Below are 16,030 nucleotides of genomic sequence, written 5' to 3'. Positions count from 1 at the left end.
AGGCGGACGCATGGGCTATGCCCTCAATTTCAACCTGATCTGGCGGCATTTCGACAAGCTGTGGGGCGGTCTGCTGCTCAGCCTCGAGCTTGCGGTGATCTCGATCGCCATCGGCACGGTCATCGGCCTGGTGCTCGCGGTCTGGTACGTCTCGGCCGGACGCGTCGTGCGCGCGATCATCGCCGCCTATGTCGAATTCATCCGCAACGTGCCGCTGATCCTGCTCGTCTATCTCGTCTTCTACGGCGTGCCGACCGTGGTCGACCTGGCCTACAGCGCGCCGACCTCGTTCGTCCTGACGCTGTCGGTCTATAGCGGCGCCTATCTGGTCGAGGTGTTTCGCTCGGGCCTCGAGGCCGTCCCGCGCGGCCAGCTCGATGCCGGCAAGGCGATCGGCCTGACGCCGTGGCAAAGGCTGATCCATGTGCGCCTGCCGACCATGCTGCGCATCACGCTGCCGGCGCTGTCCAACACCTTCATCTCGCTGTTCAAGGACACCTCGATCGCCTCGGTCATCTCGGTGCCGGAACTCACCTTCGGCGCCCAGTGGATCAACTTCAACACCTTCCGCATCGTCGAGGTCTATCTGGTGACGACGGCGATGTATCTGTTGACCGGCTACATCCTGCTTTTCGGGCTCAGGCTCGTCGAGCGTCGGTTCAGGGCGGCGCGCTGACATGGCGAGCCAGATCCTCTACGCCCTGCCCTTCCTCGCCAAAGGCTTCGCCGTGACCCTTTGGGTGTCGCTCCTGGTCGTCACCCTGTCGCTCGTCGCCGGCGTCCTGCTTGGCGTCGGCCTGATCTATGGCCCCGCCCCATTGCGCTGGGCGGTGCGCATCTTCTCCGACACCATCCGCGGCATTCCGATCCTGGTGCTGATGTTCTTCGTCTATTACGGCCTGCCCGCGATCGGGCTGCATCTGCCGTCCTTCTGGGCCGCCGTGCTGGCGCTCACCCTGTTCAAGACGGCGCAGGTCATCGAGTATCTCAGGGGCGCGGTCGCCTCGATCCCGAAAGGCCAGTCCGAGGCGGCGATGGCGATCGGGCTGACCTTCCGCCAGCGGCTCACCTCCGTCATCTTTCCGCAGGCCTTCAGGCGCTTCCTGCCGCCCTGGATCAACGGCGTCACCGACGCGGTCAAGGGCAGCGCACTGGTCTCGCTGCTCGGCATCACCGATCTGATGCAGGCCATAAACCAGGTCATCGGCCGCACCTATGAGGCGATGCCGCTCTATATCCTCGGCGCGCTCATCTATTTCGCTGTCAACTATGCGCTCTCGCTCGCCAGCCGGCGGCTCGAGCGACGCTTTGCCTTCATTCGGGAATAGCACGATGTCTGAAGCCTCAAATGCCGGTCCGGCTCTGCTCGACGTGCGCGATGTCTCCAAGGCCTTCGGCGCCGTGGAGGTGCTGCGGTCCGTCAGCCTTCAGGTGAAGCGCGGCGAGGTGGTCACCGTCATCGGCCCTTCCGGCAGCGGCAAGACCACGCTGCTGCGCTGCGTCAACTTCCTCGAAAGCTACGACTCAGGCTCGATCCGCATCGACGGCAAGGAGGTCGGTTATCGCGAGGCTGGAACGCGCCAGCGCCGCAGCGAACGCGACTTGGCCGCGATGCGCGCCGAGACCGGCATGGTGTTCCAAAGCTTCAACCTGTTTCCGCACCTCACCGCCGCCGGCAACATCATGCTTGGGCTCACCAAGGTGCGGGGAAAGAGCCAGGCGGAGGCGCGACAGATCGCCGAACACTGGCTCGGCCGCGTCGGCCTCGCCCACAAGGCCGACAGCCTGCCGGCCGAGCTTTCCGGCGGCCAGCAGCAGCGCGTCGGCATTGCGCGCGCCGTGGCGATGGAGCCGAAAATCCTTCTGCTCGACGAGATCACCTCGGCGCTCGACCCCGAACTGGTGGGCGAGGTGCTGGCCGTGGTGCGCAGCCTCGCCGAGGACGGCATGACCATGCTGATGGTGACGCATGAAATGGCCTTCGCCCGCGACGCCTCGAGCCGCATCGTCTTCATGGCCGATGGCGGCGTCAGCGCTGTCGGCCCGCCCAAGGAGATCCTGGCGGAGGAAACCACCAATGAGCGCCTCCGCACTTTCCTGGCGCGCTTCCGCGCCTCGCATTTCTGACGGCCAACACCGTCCCAAGGAGCCTGCTTCCATGACGCCTTACATCCGGCTCGCCGAACTCGGCCTGACGCTGCCCGAGCCGCCGACGCCCATCGCCAACTTCGTCACCCATGCCGAGAGCGGGCGGCTGATCTTCCTGTCAGGCCAGGGGCCGCTGCGCGCCGACGGCACGCTGTGCACCGGCAAGGTTGGCGAGGACGTGACGGTTGAGCAGGCCTATGAGCATGCGCGCCTGACTGGGCTCAATCTGCTGGCCGTCATGCATGCGGCGGCCGGCGATCTCGGCCGCATTGTGCGCGTCGTCAAGCTGCTCGGCTTCGTCAACGCGACGCCGACCTTCAGCGACCACCCGAAAGTGGTCAATGGCTGTTCGGACCTGTTCGCCAATGTCTTCGACAAGATCGGCGGCCATGCCCGTTCGGCGATCGGTGTCGGCTCGCTGCCTGGAAACATCACCGTCGAAATCGAAGCGGTCGTCGAGATCGCCGCCTGACCTGCCACTCACGGGATCCACTCACATGAAAACCACTTCCGCCGCCGGCTCCAACACCACCATCCGCGAACGGCTCGGCCTTCGCCCGATCATCAATGTCTCCGGCACCATGACCGCGCTCGGCGCCTCGATCATCGTCCCGGAAGCGATCAGCGCCATGGCCGAAATGGCCTCGCAATGGGTGGAGATGGATGATCTGCAGCGTGCCGCGAGCACGGTGGTGGCGCGCCTGACCGGCGGAGAGGCCGGCTTCATCACCGCTTGCTGCGCCAGCGGCATCACCATGGCGATCGCCGGCGCGATGACGGGAACCAGCCTGCTCGCCATCGAGCGCCTGCCCGACGACACAGGTGACCTCAAATCGGAGGTCGTCATCCAGCTTGGCCACATCGTCAACTACGGCGCCCCGATCGACCAGTCGATCCGCGTCGCCGGCGCCAAAGTGGTGCCCGCCGGCACGGTCAGCGTCACCCAGGACTACCATGTGCGCGAAGCGATAAATGAGCGCACCGCGGCAGGCCTCTTTGTCGTCGCCCACCACACGGTGCAGTACGGCATGCTGTCGCTGGAGGAATTCTGCGAGATCTGCCACGCCAAAGGCGTGCCGGTGATCGTCGATGCGGCGTCCGAATATGATCTGCGCGGTTTTCTCGCGCGCGGCGCCGACGTCGTCATCTACAGCGGCCACAAATTCCTGAGCGGGCCGACCAGCGGCATCGTCACCGGCCGCAAGGATCTGGTGCGGTCAGCCTATCTGCAGAACCGCGGCGTGGCGCGGGCCATGAAGGTCGGCAAGGAAAGCATCGCCGGCACCATGGCCGCACTGGAAGCCTGGGAGAAGCGCGATCACGCCGGCATTCGCCAGCGCGAGGAGGCGGCGCTCAACCTTTGGAAGGACACCTTGCAGGGCCTGCCGGGTATTTTGGCCAAAATCATTCCCGACCCGACAGCCAATCCGCTCGACCGGCTGCAGGTCTTCGTATCGCCCGAGAGCCGCTTCAGCGCCGCCGGCCTCGCCTCGACGCTGGCGGCCGGCTCGCCGCCCATCATCGTGCGCAACCACGAAGTCGAGCGCGGCCATTTCTTCCTCGACCCCTGCAATCTGCATCCCGGCGAGGCCGAAATCGTCGCCGAACGGTTGCGTGCGATATTGACCGCGAAAGACCGCCCGGCCGACGCGATGAAAGCCCCGCGCAAAGATTCGTCAGGCGTCTTGCGCTGGCCGGATTAAACGCCTGCCGATAGAGAGGGGATTGCGGTGACGCTGTATTTACTCGTTGACCCGCGGTTGAAGCTCAACTTTGACGCTGCGATCCCCCGAGAGAATGCCTGAGAGTTGCTCTTGCAATTCGCGTTGCCTCTTGGCCAGCTCTGAGTCGACCGGGAACGACTTGATATCCAAAGGCAGCGCGGTTTCACCGCTAAAGAGGCGAAACAGCCCCTGTCGGATAACGTTTTGCTCGGCTTCGTAGGTCGCGTGCGCTTTCGGTGAGTAAACATCCCGCTGCAATTCCACCTTCGTAAACTTGTAACCAAGAGAAATTCCAAGATGCCATAATAGGTCGATAAACAAATCGAATCTCTTTTGAGCCCAAACTGCGGGTTCGATTCCATCTTGCGATGGATAGTTAAGATATGCCTTCCAAGCGTCAACTACATCGCGCTGTCCATAAAACTCAATCGGAATAGCATTAAGCGCTTCCACGTGAGATGATGATAGCGACGTTGCACGGGTCGCCATCAACGTCCGAAATATTGAGACCTTTCGAGCTGCATGCTCTCGCGAGCCTTCAACCCATTTTTGAGCCTGAACAGCTAAAACCGGACCGAGTAGCGTCGCAAAGACGATCGCAAGATCAGCAAGCCTAAGAGTCGTATCCAATTGCCCCTCCTACTTTCAAGAATGTGTACCACAGACATTGACGCTAAGATCTCAGCTCGGACGCCACGCCCAAGACACGATCACGCGACTGTGATCAGCCTGATTGGCATCCGGTGGGAATAAACCGGCACCCGACCAGGTCTTCTCGGCATACGCCACCATTGGCGTTGAGGAGATCGGCATGTGCCATCATTGCAAGGACAGCGACATTGGTCGCGGCACTGACCGTGACCATGCGCTGCCGCGCATAACCGTCATCAGTCTCTTCTCCATGGCGCTTGACACCGGTGACGCAGATGAATTCAGTTTCGGCAAGGCAGGCGGCTCTGCCTGCTTCCGGGGGCTTTGCCCCTGCGAGCAGGGCAAAGTCGCCGTCGCATCTTGAGGCGGCACGGCCTGGAGTATCGGATCATGGTGCCGCTTTGAACGAGAGGGCCCTGGCGCAACGCTTCAACGAAGTGGTGCTACCGCATCTCGGCGACGCCCTGGCGCTGGCTCGCTGGCTGACCGGCAATGCCGCTGATGCCGAGGATGTGGTGCAGGACGCCTGCATCAAGGCGCATGCCGGCATGTCAAACTATGCCGGCGGCAACGCCCGTGCATGGGTCCTGACCATCGTGCGCAACACCTCCTACACCTGGATGGCGCGAAATCGGCCGCGCGCCATGATGGCCGTCGGCGACCTCGGCGATCTCGACGACATGGCGGCGGCACACGGCACCAGCATGCCGGACGAGGACGGCCCGGAGGCGAGCCTGATCGCCAAAGCCGATACGGCCGCACTCGATGCGGCGATCGCTGCCTTGCCGCAGCCATTTCGCGAGACGCTGGTGCTGCGTGATATCAACGGCCTCAGCTATCGCGAGATATCGGCCATGCTTGCCGTGCCGATCGGCACGGTGATGTCCAGGCTGGCCCGCGCCCGCGGCCTGCTGGCGTCTGAATTGGGGAGAGCGCCATGAGCAACCATGACGACGGACTGCCCAATGATCCTGAAGGGTTCAGACTGATGATCCATGCACTTGTCGATGGTGAACTTGATGCGGCGGCCGCTCTTGCCGTGGAGCGTCGCATCGCCGCCGACCCCAGGCTTGCCGCCGAGCATGCCCGCATTGTCGCCTTGCAAGGCGCGGTCAGCCGCTTGCCGCGGCCGGATGTCAGCGATGCCTTTCGGGCGCGCATCGCGGCGATCGGCATGGCAGGCGCCGAACAGCAGGCGCCAGCCGAGGCCGCCGAGCCGCAGGGGGGCTCGACCTTGGCGCTGCCGGGATTGGTTGCGGGCGCTGGCGGCGGCCAGAGACGGGAAGCCGGGACACGTCCTTCCCAGGCGCGGCCATCGCCGAGAGCGGGCCGCTTCGGCTCGTTCGACTGGCGCGCCATGGCCGCGTCGATCATGATCAGCGCGGTGCTGGCCAGCGGGGCGACGCAATGGGTGATGCAGAGCGGCGTGGATGACGGCTTTGCCGCCGCGGTCGCCAGCGGCCATCGCCGCAGCCTGCTTGCCGCGAGCCCGATCGACATCGTCTCGTCCGACCGCCACACCGTCAAGCCCTGGCTCGACGCTCGCATCGGCGTCTCGCCGCCGGCGCCCGACCTTGCCCAGGACGGCTACGCGCTGATCGGCGGCCGGGTCGAGGTGATATCCGGCCGGCCGGTGCCCGCCCTGGTCTACCGCCACCGCGAGCACCTGATCACGCTGGTCGCCGAACCGCAGCAGGGCGGCAAGACCGCCCAGCCCGACGACCTTTCGTCCGGCGGCTTCTCGATGGTGCACTGGAGCGACGGCGCCTTCTCCTACTGGGCGATCTCCGACATGGAACGCCCCGAGCTCGACGACTTCGTCGCCCGCTTCCGCAAGGCGGCGGTTTAGGCTGGATTGTGGCCGTCGGCTCCCGCCGATGGCCTGATATCCTTGCGGCCCCGCGCGAATTCCGCTAAGGCGCGCCTTTGTCGCCGGGGAGCAACAGGCTTGAACGATCAACGCGCCGACGTCGCCATCATCATGGGCAGCCAGTCCGACTGGGCGACGATGCGCCAGGCGGCCGAAACGCTGGAGGCGCTTGGCGTCCCGCACAAGCGCCTGATCATCTCCGCGCATCGCACGCCCGACCGGCTCTATGAATTCGCCAAGGGCGCCAAGGCCGCCGGCTACAAGGTCATCATCGCCGGCGCCGGCGGTGCCGCGCACCTGCCCGGCATGACGGCGGCGATGACACCGCTGCCGGTGTTCGGCGTGCCGGTGGAATCGAAGGCGCTGTCGGGGCAGGATTCTTTGCTCTCCATAGTCCAGATGCCGGCCGGCATTCCGGTGGGCACACTGGCCATCGGCAAGGCCGGTGCGGCCAATGCGGCCCTGTTGGCAGCCGCCGTGCTGGCGCTCTACGACGACAAGCTTGCCCAGCGCCTCGATGCCTGGCGCGCCTCGCAGACCGCCAAGGTCGCCGACGAACCGACGGACACGCCGTGAGCCTGCCCGCCGGATCGACCATCGGCATCATCGGCGGCGGCCAGCTCGGCCGCATGCTGGCGATGGCCGCCGCCCGCCTCGGCTACCGCACCATCGTCCTGGAACCGCAGCCGGATTGCCCGGCGGCACAAGTTGCCAACCGGCAGATTACATCAGCCTATGACGACCCTGCCGCCCTTGCCGTGTTGGCGGCTGCAAGTGCCGTCGTGACCTACGAATTCGAGAACGTCCCCGTGGCTGCAGCGGAAGCGCTTGCCGCCAAGGTGCCGGTTTACCCACCGGCGCGTGCGCTCGACGTGGCGCAGGACCGGGTGAGCGAAAAGACATTCCTGAACGGCATCGGCATCGCCACCGCCGATTTTCGTCCGGTCGACACCGACGAGGAACTGACGGCGGCGCTGAAGGCGTTCAGCGGCAGCGGCATATTGAAGACGCGGCGCATGGGCTATGACGGCAAGGGCCAGCGCGTCTTCCGCAACATGGAAGCGGGCGGCTTCGCCGGCACCTGCGAGGCGATGGGCAGTGTGCCGCTGATCCTGGAAAGCTTCGTGCCTTTCGAGCGCGAGATTTCGGTGATCGCGGCGCGTGGCCTGGACGGCGCCGTGGCTGCCTACGACCCCGCCGAGAATGTCCACCGCCACGGCATTCTCCACACCTCGACCCTGCCAGCCAGCCTCAAACTTGAAACGGCTGAAGCGGCGCGAGCGGCTGCGGCAAAAATCCTGTCGGCGCTCGACTATGTCGGCGTCATCGGTGTCGAGTTCTTCGTGCTGGCCGACGGTTCGCTGCTGGCCAACGAGATCGCGCCGCGCGTCCACAATTCAGGCCATTGGACCGAGGCCGCTTGCGTCGTTTCGCAGTTCGAGCAGCATATCCGCGCCGTTGCCGGCCTGCCGCTCGGCAGCCCGGAGCGTCACTCCGACTGCGTGATGGAAAATTTGATCGGCGACGACGTGCTGCGCGTCCCCGCCCTGCTCGCCGAGCCCGATCTGATGCTGCACCTCTATGGCAAGGCCGAGGCGCGGCCCGGCCGCAAGATGGGCCATTTCACCCGCATCAGCCGCCGTACTTAGCTCAAGACGAGCTATTGAACCTCGTCGCTGTTCTGGTCGGGACTGGCGCAGCTCGCATCGCCTTCCGCGCAATTGGCCGAGGCGGCGAGCTGGTTGATGCGGTCATTGGTCAGCCTGGTCAGGCATTGCGAAACCTCCATCGCGTGGATGGAGCCGCCTGCGCTGGCGGCTGTACTATGCGCGCATTCGGCATCACGGAAGGTGATCCAGGCGCGCTGCGCCGCCTGCAGCAATCTCTTGCTGTCGGCATCATCGGAACTGATCAGGTCCTGATAGGCCTGGTTGAGCCTGGCGTCGGCGGCCTGGTAGTCCTCGCCGGCACAGATGTTCATCATTTGCTGGCTGTCGTCGGAGCGGTCGCATTCCTGTGCACGCACGATGGACGTTCCCGCCAGGACGAGAAGGCAGGCGGACAGCAATATTCGGCGCATGATCGTCCCCAAATCACTTGAAATACACCGCATCATCCCAGCCGGCCCATGGTCGCGCAATGCCGCAAGGCCGACATGGCGGATATTTGATGATATGCGGGTGCGGAGCATGCTTGCGGTTGACATGGGCAAGGCTCCTCGTTTATGAGCCACCCACCGTTCAAAAGGCGCGTCTTCTGGCGCGCCTTAAAATTTCGACCCGGAACCGGGTCCACACCGACAGGCAAGACCATGAAGATCAAGAATTCGCTCAAGGCGCTGAAGGCGCGTCACCGCGACAACCAGCTGGTTCGCCGCAAGGGCCGCGTTTACATCATCAACAAGACCGCCCCGCGCTACAAGGCGCGCCAGGGCTGAGCTTTCGGCCGGAGGCTTTTCGCCTCCGCCCTTGATGTTTGTCGGCCTGCCGACCTTCTCACGCTAAAATCACTTTGCTGTCCCGCCGCCCGGGACTAGGATCGGGCGATGCGGATTCTTTTTGCATTTTTGACAGCTCTGCTTGTTTCCGGCGCCACAAGCATGCCGGCCAGGGCCGCGGACGATCAGCCGGCAGCGCCGGCTACCCCTGAGGCTCCGGCCGCGCCGATGACGAAACAGGCCCGGCTCGACAAGCTGTTTTCCGATCTCAAGCGCGAACGCAACGAAAAGGCGGCCGAACGCATCGCCGGCAACATCTGGAGCGAATGGTTCCAGTCCGGCAGCGCTTCGATCGACCTGATGATGCTGTGGTCGCAAAAGGCGATGGACAACCAGAAATTCGACGTCGCGCTCGATTTCCTCGACCAGGTGGTGACCTTGCAGCCGACCTATGCCGAAGGCTGGAACCGGCGTGCCACGGTGCATTTCATGATGAAGAACTACGGCAAGTCGATGTCCGACATCGACCACACGCTGCAGCTCGAGCCGCGCCATTTCGGCGCACTGTCGGGCCTGGCGCAGATCATGGCTCTGACCGGCCACAAGCAGTCGGCGCTCGAGGCCTGGCAGAAGGTGCTCGCTATCTATCCGATGATGCGCAGCGCCCAGGACCAGGTCGCCACGCTTTCGGAAGAGCTTGCCGGCGAAGGAATTTAGTACAGGCAGTAGGGAATAGGGCGTAGGCAGTAGGGTGGAGATTACAAACCTACTGCCTACTGCCTACTGCCTACTGCCTATTCCCCACCAAACTTATCCCGTCCCACCCCCGTATATCCCCGCATGAACCTGATCTCCGCCGCGTTCGCCTTTCTCCTCGCACTCGTCTTTGCCCTGGTCGGCGTCACCCGCGTCGGCTCGTGGCTGATCGAGCGCCGCAATCCGCCCATTGGCGAATTCGCCGATATCGGCGGCGCCCGCATCCACTATGTCCACATTCCCGCCCCCACCAATGCGGACCTGCCGCCGATCGTCTTCATCCATGGCGCCAGCGCCAATCTCGGGGATCAGATGCTGCCGCTCAGGCCGCTGCTCGAAGGTCGCGCCGAATTGCTGTTCTTCGACCGGCCGGGGCACGGCTGGTCAGGGCGCGGGCCTGGCAACAATGAGGATCCGTCGGCGCAGGCCAATACTCTCGCGGCCCTGATGGACCGCCTCGGCATCAGGAAGGCAATCATCGTCGGCCATTCCTTCGGCGGCGTGGTGACGGCGGCTTTCGGCCGCGAGCATGCCGACAGGACCCTTGGTCTCGTCTTCCTGGCCCCGGCGACCCATCCCTGGCCGGGCGGCGCGACGTCCTGGTACTACGATCTGACCACCGTTCCGGTGATCGGCCGGCTCTTCTCGGAAACACTCACCTATCCTGCCGGCACGTTTCAAATGGCCGATGCAACGACCTGCGTGTTCTCGCCCAACAAGGTGCCGGACGACTATCTCGGCGCGGCCGCGATCCCGCTGGTGTTGCGGCCGTCGGCCTTTCGCGCCAACGCCACCGACGTCGCCGGGCTCTACCGCTACGCGCTTGGCGCCGCCCCGCGCTACAAAGAGATTACCGCGCCGACCGTGGCCATTTCGGGCGACCGCGACAAAGTCGTCTACGCCCATATCCACTCCGTCGGCCTGGCGCGCGACATCCCGGGCGCCGAGCTCGTCTGGGTGCACAATCTCGGCCACAAGCCGGACTGGATCGCCCCGGACCTCGTCGTCGGCGCCATCGGGAAGGTAGCCGGCAAGAATATCGATCTGGAAGCGATGGCCAGAACGGTGGAAGCGCGGATTGCCGGCGATGCCTATGGGGCCGACAAATGCGCTGACATCAAGGAGGCCCAGGCCGAACTCGCGCCGACCTGACATGTATGTCCTCAAGCACGGCATCAAGAAAAATCCGGAAAAGCGATGGGCGCTGCCGGATCGCATCTTCTTTGGCTACGGCGCATGCGCCATTCTCGCCGGCACCTTCCTCGAGCATCCCCCGCTTGGAGGATTTCATGCGGAGCGGATCATCCCGGCCGAGGGTTTTTCGGGAAACCATATCTATGTGACGAACGGCGTGATCGCTTTCGACTACCATGGCTATTCCGTCCGTGAGCGGTTGCTCGAACACCATGAAAGAGGCTGGGCTTCGCGCAACGCCGGGTGGCACTGCACGATCGTGAAAGTCGACTTCGATCTGCTCGATACGACCGAACTCAACCAGCGAAAGATGCTTGGTCCGGACCAGTACCTATACGACCCCGTTCCGCGTGCGCGCCGGTTTCTTCAGCGCATAGACCACGCGGAGGCCGCGGCAAGATCGCTGACCCGTGTCGCCCAAAGGCACGCAACGGTTTTGGAGAACGAAGACTTGAAGCGCTTCAAGTGAACCCGTTTCAACGCGATGCGCCTTAGGACCAGCTATCGACTGGCAGCACTTGCGGATCACCGGCAACAGCCCGTCTCGGGCAGGTCGAACGCCAAAGGCGGGTGCGATCTCGAACCCCAAGTGCCGCCTCGTCGGCTTCGCATGCAGCATTTCTTCAGTGAATGCGATTCCGGAAACTCCGGGAGGAAGTTATATCTACTTGATAAGTCTCTGTAACCTAACACGTTTTCCTTACAATAGGGCTATTTTCCGCCAGAATATCAGGTATCTAAAATTTAGCTGGAGTAAATATAATTGGTATGCTAGATATTAGATCGGCAACTTGGGAGGGTTACTTAAATGTGTAAGTATTGCACGATCGTGCCTCACGACGTATTGGTCCGCCTGTCCAAGGATCATAGCTTTAGTGCCGGCGTTCGCCAGGGCTTGGAAAAGACCGCCGCTCTCGACTCGGAGATCCGAAAGCTTCGCGAACAGGCCCGCAAGGTGACACGTGTTGGGCTGAGCAACGCTCCAATTGGCCTAGCCGCCCAGTTGCCCGGCCCGCCGAACGTCGTCGTCTATGACTGCCATCACACCCAGACGCTGCCTGGTGCTCCCGTCGTGAATCCCGGGAGTTCTGGCGATCCCACGGCCAAAGCCGCGTTTACGGTGACGACTGATCTGGTGCGTTTCTATTCTCAGATATTCAATCGTAATTCCATTGACGGCGCCGGGATGACGTTGATCTCGTCAATCCACTACGGCTCCAAGTACAACAACGCCTTCTGGAACGGCACGCAGATGACCTACGGGGATGGCGACGGACAGATTTTCGTCGACTTCACCAGGGGTAACGATGTGGTTGGGCATGAGAACACGCACGGCGTGACCCAGTATACCTTGCAACTGGTATACGCCAACGAACCCGGCGGCCTCAACGAAAGCCTTTCGGACGTATTCGGCTCGATGTTCCGGCAGTGGCAGGCGTCGCAGGCGGTCAATCAGGCGGACTGGCTCATCGGTAAGGACATTATGGGCCCGGCCGCCACCGCGAAGGGGTATATCTGTCTTCGTGACATGGCAAACCCGGCGGCACCGCACTGCCTGGCACCCCAACCCACACATTACACGCAGTATCAACCCGGCATGGATCCCCACTATAGCAGCGGCATTCCGAACTTGGCATTCTATAGCGCCGCGATGGCGATTGGCGGTAATAGTTGGGCAAAGGCCGGCCAGATATGGTATAAGGCGATGACCGGATACGGGCCGTCCCCAAATCTCAAGATGGGGGCCTTCGCCGACCGTACGCGCAAGGTGGCTGGGCAGCTCTATGCCGGGAATGCGGCCGTGATCAACGCCGTGGACCAAGCCTGGAAGAAGGTTGGCCTCTGATCAGGGCTTCCCTGGGTGAAAAATGGACAAACTGGACGTTGAGCGGCTGGGAGGTTTTGCGGGATTCGGCGGACCGAGCGCACGCATCCGCAGTCGGGGTGTGTGCGCGATGTCCGACCTGAGCGCGAAGGACCGGTCCTCGGTCGAGGATCTTCTTGCACAAAAAGTCAAATCTGCTCCGAACCCGGACGAATTTGTCTATCGCATCACCAAGCGAACCGCCAACGCGACGAGCACCGTCGAGGTGCCCGAATCGATGGTACCGCAAGCGCTCAAGAACTGCGTAAAGGACGAATTGCTTTAGAGCAATTCCGGAAAAAGTGTGAGCGGTTTTCCCGGGAAAGCGCGTAGCGCTTTCCCTTGGAAATTGCGTTAAAACAAAGAGTTGGAGCGGTTCGCCGTTTCCATGAAACGGCGAACCGCTCTAGATAACCAGAAGCGGCGTCTTGCCGGGAACGCGATTGTAGAGATCCATGACGTCCTGGTTGAACATGCGCACGCAGCCCGATGACGCGGATTTGCCGATGGACTTCCAGTCCGGCGATCCGTGAATCCGGTAAAGCGTGTCGACGCCGTCCTTGAAGATGTACAGGGCGCGCGACCCGAGCGGATTGCTGATGCCTGGCTGCATGCCCTGTCGCCATTTCTCCAGCTTCGGGTCCCTGCGGATCATTGCCGAAGGCGGCGTCCAGGTCGGCCATTTGCGTTTCCACTGGACGATCGCTCGGCCCTTCCAGGAATAGCCCTGGCGGCCGAGACCAACGCCATAGCGCATGGCCTTGCCGCCCTCGAGCACCCAGTAAAGGTGTTTGTCGGTCGTGTTGACCACGATCGTGCCGGGTTTTTCGCCTGTCGGATCGTCGACGATCTGCCGCAGGAACCGCTCGTCGACCTTGCTGAAGGGGATCGCTGGCAGCGCATGGCCGCCGTCTTCGACCGCGCTGTACATGCTGGCGTAGTCGGGCGACGCCGGGGCTGCAGGCGCGGCATCTTCGACCGGAGCCTTTTCCGGTGCCGGTTCAAGCGGCGGCGGAGCAAGAGAAGCGGCCAGGCCGATCGATTGTCTGGGCATCTGGGCACAGGCCGAGATCACCGAGACCCCAGCAAGCGACAGTCCGGTCAAAAGCGACCGCCGCGACACAAGAAATGACATTCAATACTGCTTTCAAATGATGGGAATTGCCGACGGGGACAGGCGACCATCGGTGCCGCCTCTCTTCCTATTAGAGGCGATCAGGGCGACCCCGTGTCGACACAAAGGCCGGGATCATTGTCCGGGCCTTTGTTGCAATACGGCCACAGCGAGCCGCACGAAACCGCGCGACACGCTTCCGCCAAGAAGAAGAAATCCCTACCGGCTGCCCTGCGTTTCCGACCCGACATAGGCGATGCGCAGCATGTTGGTCGAGCCGGGCGTCCTCAGCGGCACGCCGGCCGTGATGATGACGCGGTCGCCCGGCTTGCCGAACTCTTCTTCCAGCGCAATGCGGCAGGCGCGGTTGACCATGTCGTCGAGATCGGTGGCGTCGGGCGAGACGACGCAATGCGTGCCCCACAAGAGCGACAGCCGCCGGGCGGTGTTCAGGATCGGCGACAGCGCGATGATCGGCACCTGCGGCCGTTCGCGCGCCGCGCGCAGGCCGGTGGTGCCGGATGCGGTGTAGGTGATGATCGCCGACAGTTTCAGCGTCTCGGCGATCTCGCGGGCAGCCAGTGAAATAGCGTCGGCACCGGTCGCTTCCGGCTCGGAGCGCTGGGCGTTGATGATGCCGGCATAGGTCGGGTCGGTTTCGACCTTGGTGGCGATGCGGTTCATCATTGCCACGGCTTCGACCGGATAGGCACCCGCCGCCGATTCCGCCGACAGCATGATGGCGTCGGCGCCCTCGAAGACGGCGATCGAAACGTCGGAGACTTCGGCGCGGGTCGGCACCGGTGCCGTGATCATCGATTCCAGCATCTGCGTGGCGACCACCACCGGCTTGCCGGCACGGCGCGCGGCGCGCGTGATCTGTTTCTGGATGCCGGGCACGGCTTCCAGCGGCATCTCGACGCCGAGATCGCCGCGGGCGACCATCAGCGCGTCGGAGAGTTCGATGATCTCGGCCAGCCGGGCGACGGCCTGCGGCTTTTCGATCTTGGCCATGATCAGCGCGCGGCCACGCGCGATCTTGCGCGCTTCGGCCAGATCCTCGGGGCGCTGCACGAAGGACAGCGCGATCCAGTCGACGCCCGTGGCGAGCACCGCGTCGAGGTCCTTGCGGTCCTTCTCGGTCAGCGCGCCGACCGGCAGGTCGGTATCGGGCAGACTGACGCCCTTCTTGTCGGAAATCGTGGTGCCGGCTACGACCGTGCAGACGATCGACTTGCCGTCGCTCTTCACCGCCTTCAGCTCGAGCTTGCCGTCGTCGATCAAAAGACGGTGACCGGGCTCGACCGAGCTCAGGATCTCCGGATGCGGCAGATAGACCCTGGTCGACGTGCCGGGCTCGGGATTGTCGTCAAGCGTGAAGGTCTGGCCTGGCGTCAGCACTTCCTTGCCATTGGCGAACTTGCCGACGCGCAGCTTGGGGCCTTGCAGGTCGGCGAGGATGCCGATCGGCCGGCCAACCTTTTCCTCGACGGCACGGATGCGGCCAACCAGCGTGCGCATCAGTTCGTGATCGGTATGGCTCATGTTGATGCGGAACACATCGGCGCCCGCTTCGAACAATTTCTGCAGCATCTCCTCGGAGGAGGAGGCCGGACCGATTGTGGCTAGGATCTTGACCTTGCGGCTGCGTCTCATTGACTGTTTGTTCCCGGGGCGGCTGGTGCGCCTCCCGTTGCGGGCTCATCGGTCAGCTGGACCATCCAGCTTGCCTGTTCGCCCGTGTCATATTCCTGGAATCCGGCGCGCTGGAAGCCCCGGGCGACGCAGTCGTTTACGCCGGCGATCTTGAACTCTTTTTCAGCCACGCACATGTTGATCGGGCCGTCCCAGCGTCCACCGCGCTCGGCGTCTTCTGCATAAAGATAGTAAAACCTTGATGACAGCGGCCCTTCGATCAACGTCTTGCAGCTCGATCCTTCGATGTGCCACCAGCCCTCGGTGATCCAGCCGGCCTTGGCACGATAGCCGATGCCGACGCCGACCAGGTTCTGCGTGGCGTTGCAGACGCGGAAATCGGCGCGCGCCGGCGAGGCCATGACCATCGCCGACAGGCCAACGGCCACGGTCAGGAACGGCATGGCAAAGGCAGAGCGCATGCGCTGCCTGCCAGCGGAACCCATCCGAAAACCCCTCAAGAACCACATCTGCATCTCTCTGCGCCCCTTTTCGGAAAAGTCCGGGCGCATGTCAACGCGCCGTTTTGATCAATTCCAATCGATTTAGGAAGGCTCCCGGCGCACTATCCGTCGCC

General features: G+C 63.3%; 21 protein-coding genes. 16 read left to right on the top strand and 5 right to left on the bottom strand.

Going from position 1 to position 16,030, the window contains the following annotated elements; genetic code table 11:
• Positions 1–10 precede the first annotated feature (10 nt).
• Genes QQK95_RS30580 through QQK95_RS30560 form a run of 5 tightly spaced genes read left to right on the top strand, consistent with a single transcriptional unit; the run spans position 11 to position 3,851 of the window.
• Entirely contained in the window at positions 11–676 is a 666-nt protein-coding gene (locus tag QQK95_RS30580) for an amino acid ABC transporter permease (protein ID WP_010911957.1), read from the top strand.
• A 1-nt stretch (position 677) separates the two neighbouring features.
• Positions 678–1,328, top strand: coding sequence for an amino acid ABC transporter permease (locus QQK95_RS30575; RefSeq protein ID WP_284278184.1), 651 nt, complete (start codon positions 678–680; stop codon positions 1,326–1,328).
• A gap of 4 nt (positions 1,329–1,332) precedes the next feature.
• The gene (locus QQK95_RS30570; protein WP_284278182.1) at positions 1,333–2,127 is read left to right on the top strand and encodes an amino acid ABC transporter ATP-binding protein; all 795 of its coding nucleotides are present in this window, start codon (positions 1,333–1,335) and stop codon (positions 2,125–2,127) included.
• A 31-nt stretch (positions 2,128–2,158) separates the two neighbouring features.
• Positions 2,159–2,620 (top strand): RidA family protein, encoded by a 462-nt coding sequence (locus tag QQK95_RS30565; protein WP_284278181.1) that lies wholly within the window; start codon positions 2,159–2,161, stop codon positions 2,618–2,620.
• A gap of 25 nt (positions 2,621–2,645) precedes the next feature.
• Positions 2,646–3,851 carry an aminotransferase class V-fold PLP-dependent enzyme gene (locus tag QQK95_RS30560; protein ID WP_284278171.1) on the top strand — a complete coding sequence of 402 codons (1,206 nt, stop codon included), beginning with the start codon at positions 2,646–2,648 and terminating at the stop codon, positions 3,849–3,851.
• Positions 3,852–3,890: 39 nt separating this feature from the next.
• On the opposite strand, the gene QQK95_RS30555 is transcribed toward QQK95_RS30560, so the two are convergent.
• A complete protein-coding gene (locus QQK95_RS30555) occupies positions 3,891–4,502 on the bottom strand; it encodes a DUF6680 family protein (RefSeq protein ID WP_284278170.1) in 612 nt (203 codons plus the stop codon).
• 103 nt (positions 4,503–4,605) lie between these two features.
• On the opposite strand from QQK95_RS30555, the gene QQK95_RS30550 reads away from it, so the two are divergent.
• From QQK95_RS30550 to QQK95_RS30530, 5 genes are all read left to right on the top strand, one after another.
• Positions 4,606–4,887, top strand: coding sequence for a hypothetical protein (locus tag QQK95_RS30550; protein WP_284278169.1), 282 nt, complete (start codon positions 4,606–4,608; stop codon positions 4,885–4,887).
• Positions 4,888–4,924: 37 nt separating this feature from the next.
• Positions 4,925–5,464 carry a sigma-70 family RNA polymerase sigma factor gene (locus tag QQK95_RS30545; protein WP_284278168.1) on the top strand — a complete coding sequence of 180 codons (540 nt, stop codon included), beginning with the start codon at positions 4,925–4,927 and terminating at the stop codon, positions 5,462–5,464.
• Positions 5,461–6,372: an anti-sigma factor family protein gene (locus tag QQK95_RS30540; protein WP_284278167.1), complete on the top strand. Its 912-nt coding sequence runs from the start codon at positions 5,461–5,463 to the stop codon at positions 6,370–6,372. Before QQK95_RS30545 ends, QQK95_RS30540 begins: the two co-directional genes overlap by 4 nt.
• Before the next feature lie 99 nt (positions 6,373–6,471).
• Positions 6,472–6,969, top strand: coding sequence for a 5-(carboxyamino)imidazole ribonucleotide mutase (gene purE / locus QQK95_RS30535; protein WP_284278166.1), 498 nt, complete (start codon positions 6,472–6,474; stop codon positions 6,967–6,969).
• Positions 6,966–8,042 carry a 5-(carboxyamino)imidazole ribonucleotide synthase gene (locus QQK95_RS30530; protein WP_284278164.1) on the top strand — a complete coding sequence of 359 codons (1,077 nt, stop codon included), beginning with the start codon at positions 6,966–6,968 and terminating at the stop codon, positions 8,040–8,042. Before purE ends, QQK95_RS30530 begins: the two co-directional genes overlap by 4 nt.
• Positions 8,043–8,053: 11 nt before the next feature.
• On the opposite strand, the gene QQK95_RS30525 is transcribed toward QQK95_RS30530, so the two are convergent.
• The gene (locus QQK95_RS30525; protein WP_284278163.1) at positions 8,054–8,473 is read right to left on the bottom strand and encodes a lysozyme inhibitor LprI family protein; all 420 of its coding nucleotides are present in this window, start codon (positions 8,471–8,473) and stop codon (positions 8,054–8,056) included.
• A 231-nt stretch (positions 8,474–8,704) separates the two neighbouring features.
• On the opposite strand from QQK95_RS30525, the gene ykgO reads away from it, so the two are divergent.
• From ykgO to QQK95_RS30495, 6 genes are all read left to right on the top strand, one after another.
• Positions 8,705–8,830 carry a type B 50S ribosomal protein L36 gene (ykgO, locus tag QQK95_RS30520; RefSeq protein ID WP_006327841.1) on the top strand — a complete coding sequence of 42 codons (126 nt, stop codon included), beginning with the start codon at positions 8,705–8,707 and terminating at the stop codon, positions 8,828–8,830.
• A 108-nt stretch (positions 8,831–8,938) separates the two neighbouring features.
• Entirely contained in the window at positions 8,939–9,547 is a 609-nt protein-coding gene (locus QQK95_RS30515) for a tetratricopeptide repeat protein (protein ID WP_284278156.1), read from the top strand.
• Between the two features lie 123 nt (positions 9,548–9,670).
• The gene (locus QQK95_RS30510; protein WP_284278155.1) at positions 9,671–10,738 is read left to right on the top strand and encodes an alpha/beta fold hydrolase; all 1,068 of its coding nucleotides are present in this window, start codon (positions 9,671–9,673) and stop codon (positions 10,736–10,738) included.
• A 1-nt stretch (position 10,739) separates the two neighbouring features.
• Entirely contained in the window at positions 10,740–11,249 is a 510-nt protein-coding gene (locus QQK95_RS30505) for a hypothetical protein (protein WP_284278154.1), read from the top strand.
• Between the two features lie 426 nt (positions 11,250–11,675).
• Entirely contained in the window at positions 11,676–12,626 is a 951-nt protein-coding gene (locus QQK95_RS30500; RefSeq protein ID WP_284278153.1) for a M4 family metallopeptidase, read from the top strand.
• Positions 12,627–12,648: 22 nt separating this feature from the next.
• Positions 12,649–12,930, top strand: coding sequence for a protealysin inhibitor emfourin (locus QQK95_RS30495; protein ID WP_284278152.1), 282 nt, complete (start codon positions 12,649–12,651; stop codon positions 12,928–12,930).
• Positions 12,931–13,050: 120 nt separating this feature from the next.
• Here the strand turns inward: QQK95_RS30495 and QQK95_RS30490 are convergent, their stop codons facing one another.
• The 3 genes from QQK95_RS30490 to QQK95_RS30480 form a co-directional block, all read right to left on the bottom strand.
• Positions 13,051–13,779, bottom strand: coding sequence for a L,D-transpeptidase (locus QQK95_RS30490; protein WP_284278151.1), 729 nt, complete (start codon positions 13,777–13,779; stop codon positions 13,051–13,053).
• A 198-nt stretch (positions 13,780–13,977) separates the two neighbouring features.
• On the bottom strand, positions 13,978–15,414 hold the full coding sequence (pyk, locus tag QQK95_RS30485) for a pyruvate kinase (RefSeq protein WP_284278150.1): 1,437 nt from the start codon (positions 15,412–15,414) through the stop codon (positions 13,978–13,980).
• The gene (locus QQK95_RS30480; protein WP_032920777.1) at positions 15,411–15,899 is read right to left on the bottom strand and encodes a DUF1036 domain-containing protein; all 489 of its coding nucleotides are present in this window, start codon (positions 15,897–15,899) and stop codon (positions 15,411–15,413) included. Before QQK95_RS30480 ends, pyk begins: the two co-directional genes overlap by 4 nt.
• Positions 15,900–16,030 lie beyond the last annotated feature (131 nt).

The sequence above is a fragment of the Mesorhizobium huakuii genome, assembly GCF_030160235.1.
Lineage (GTDB): Bacteria > Pseudomonadota > Alphaproteobacteria > Rhizobiales > Rhizobiaceae > Mesorhizobium > Mesorhizobium huakuii.
The sequence above is the reverse complement of the archived record's forward strand: the minus strand, read 5'-3'. Positions and strand labels throughout refer to the sequence as shown.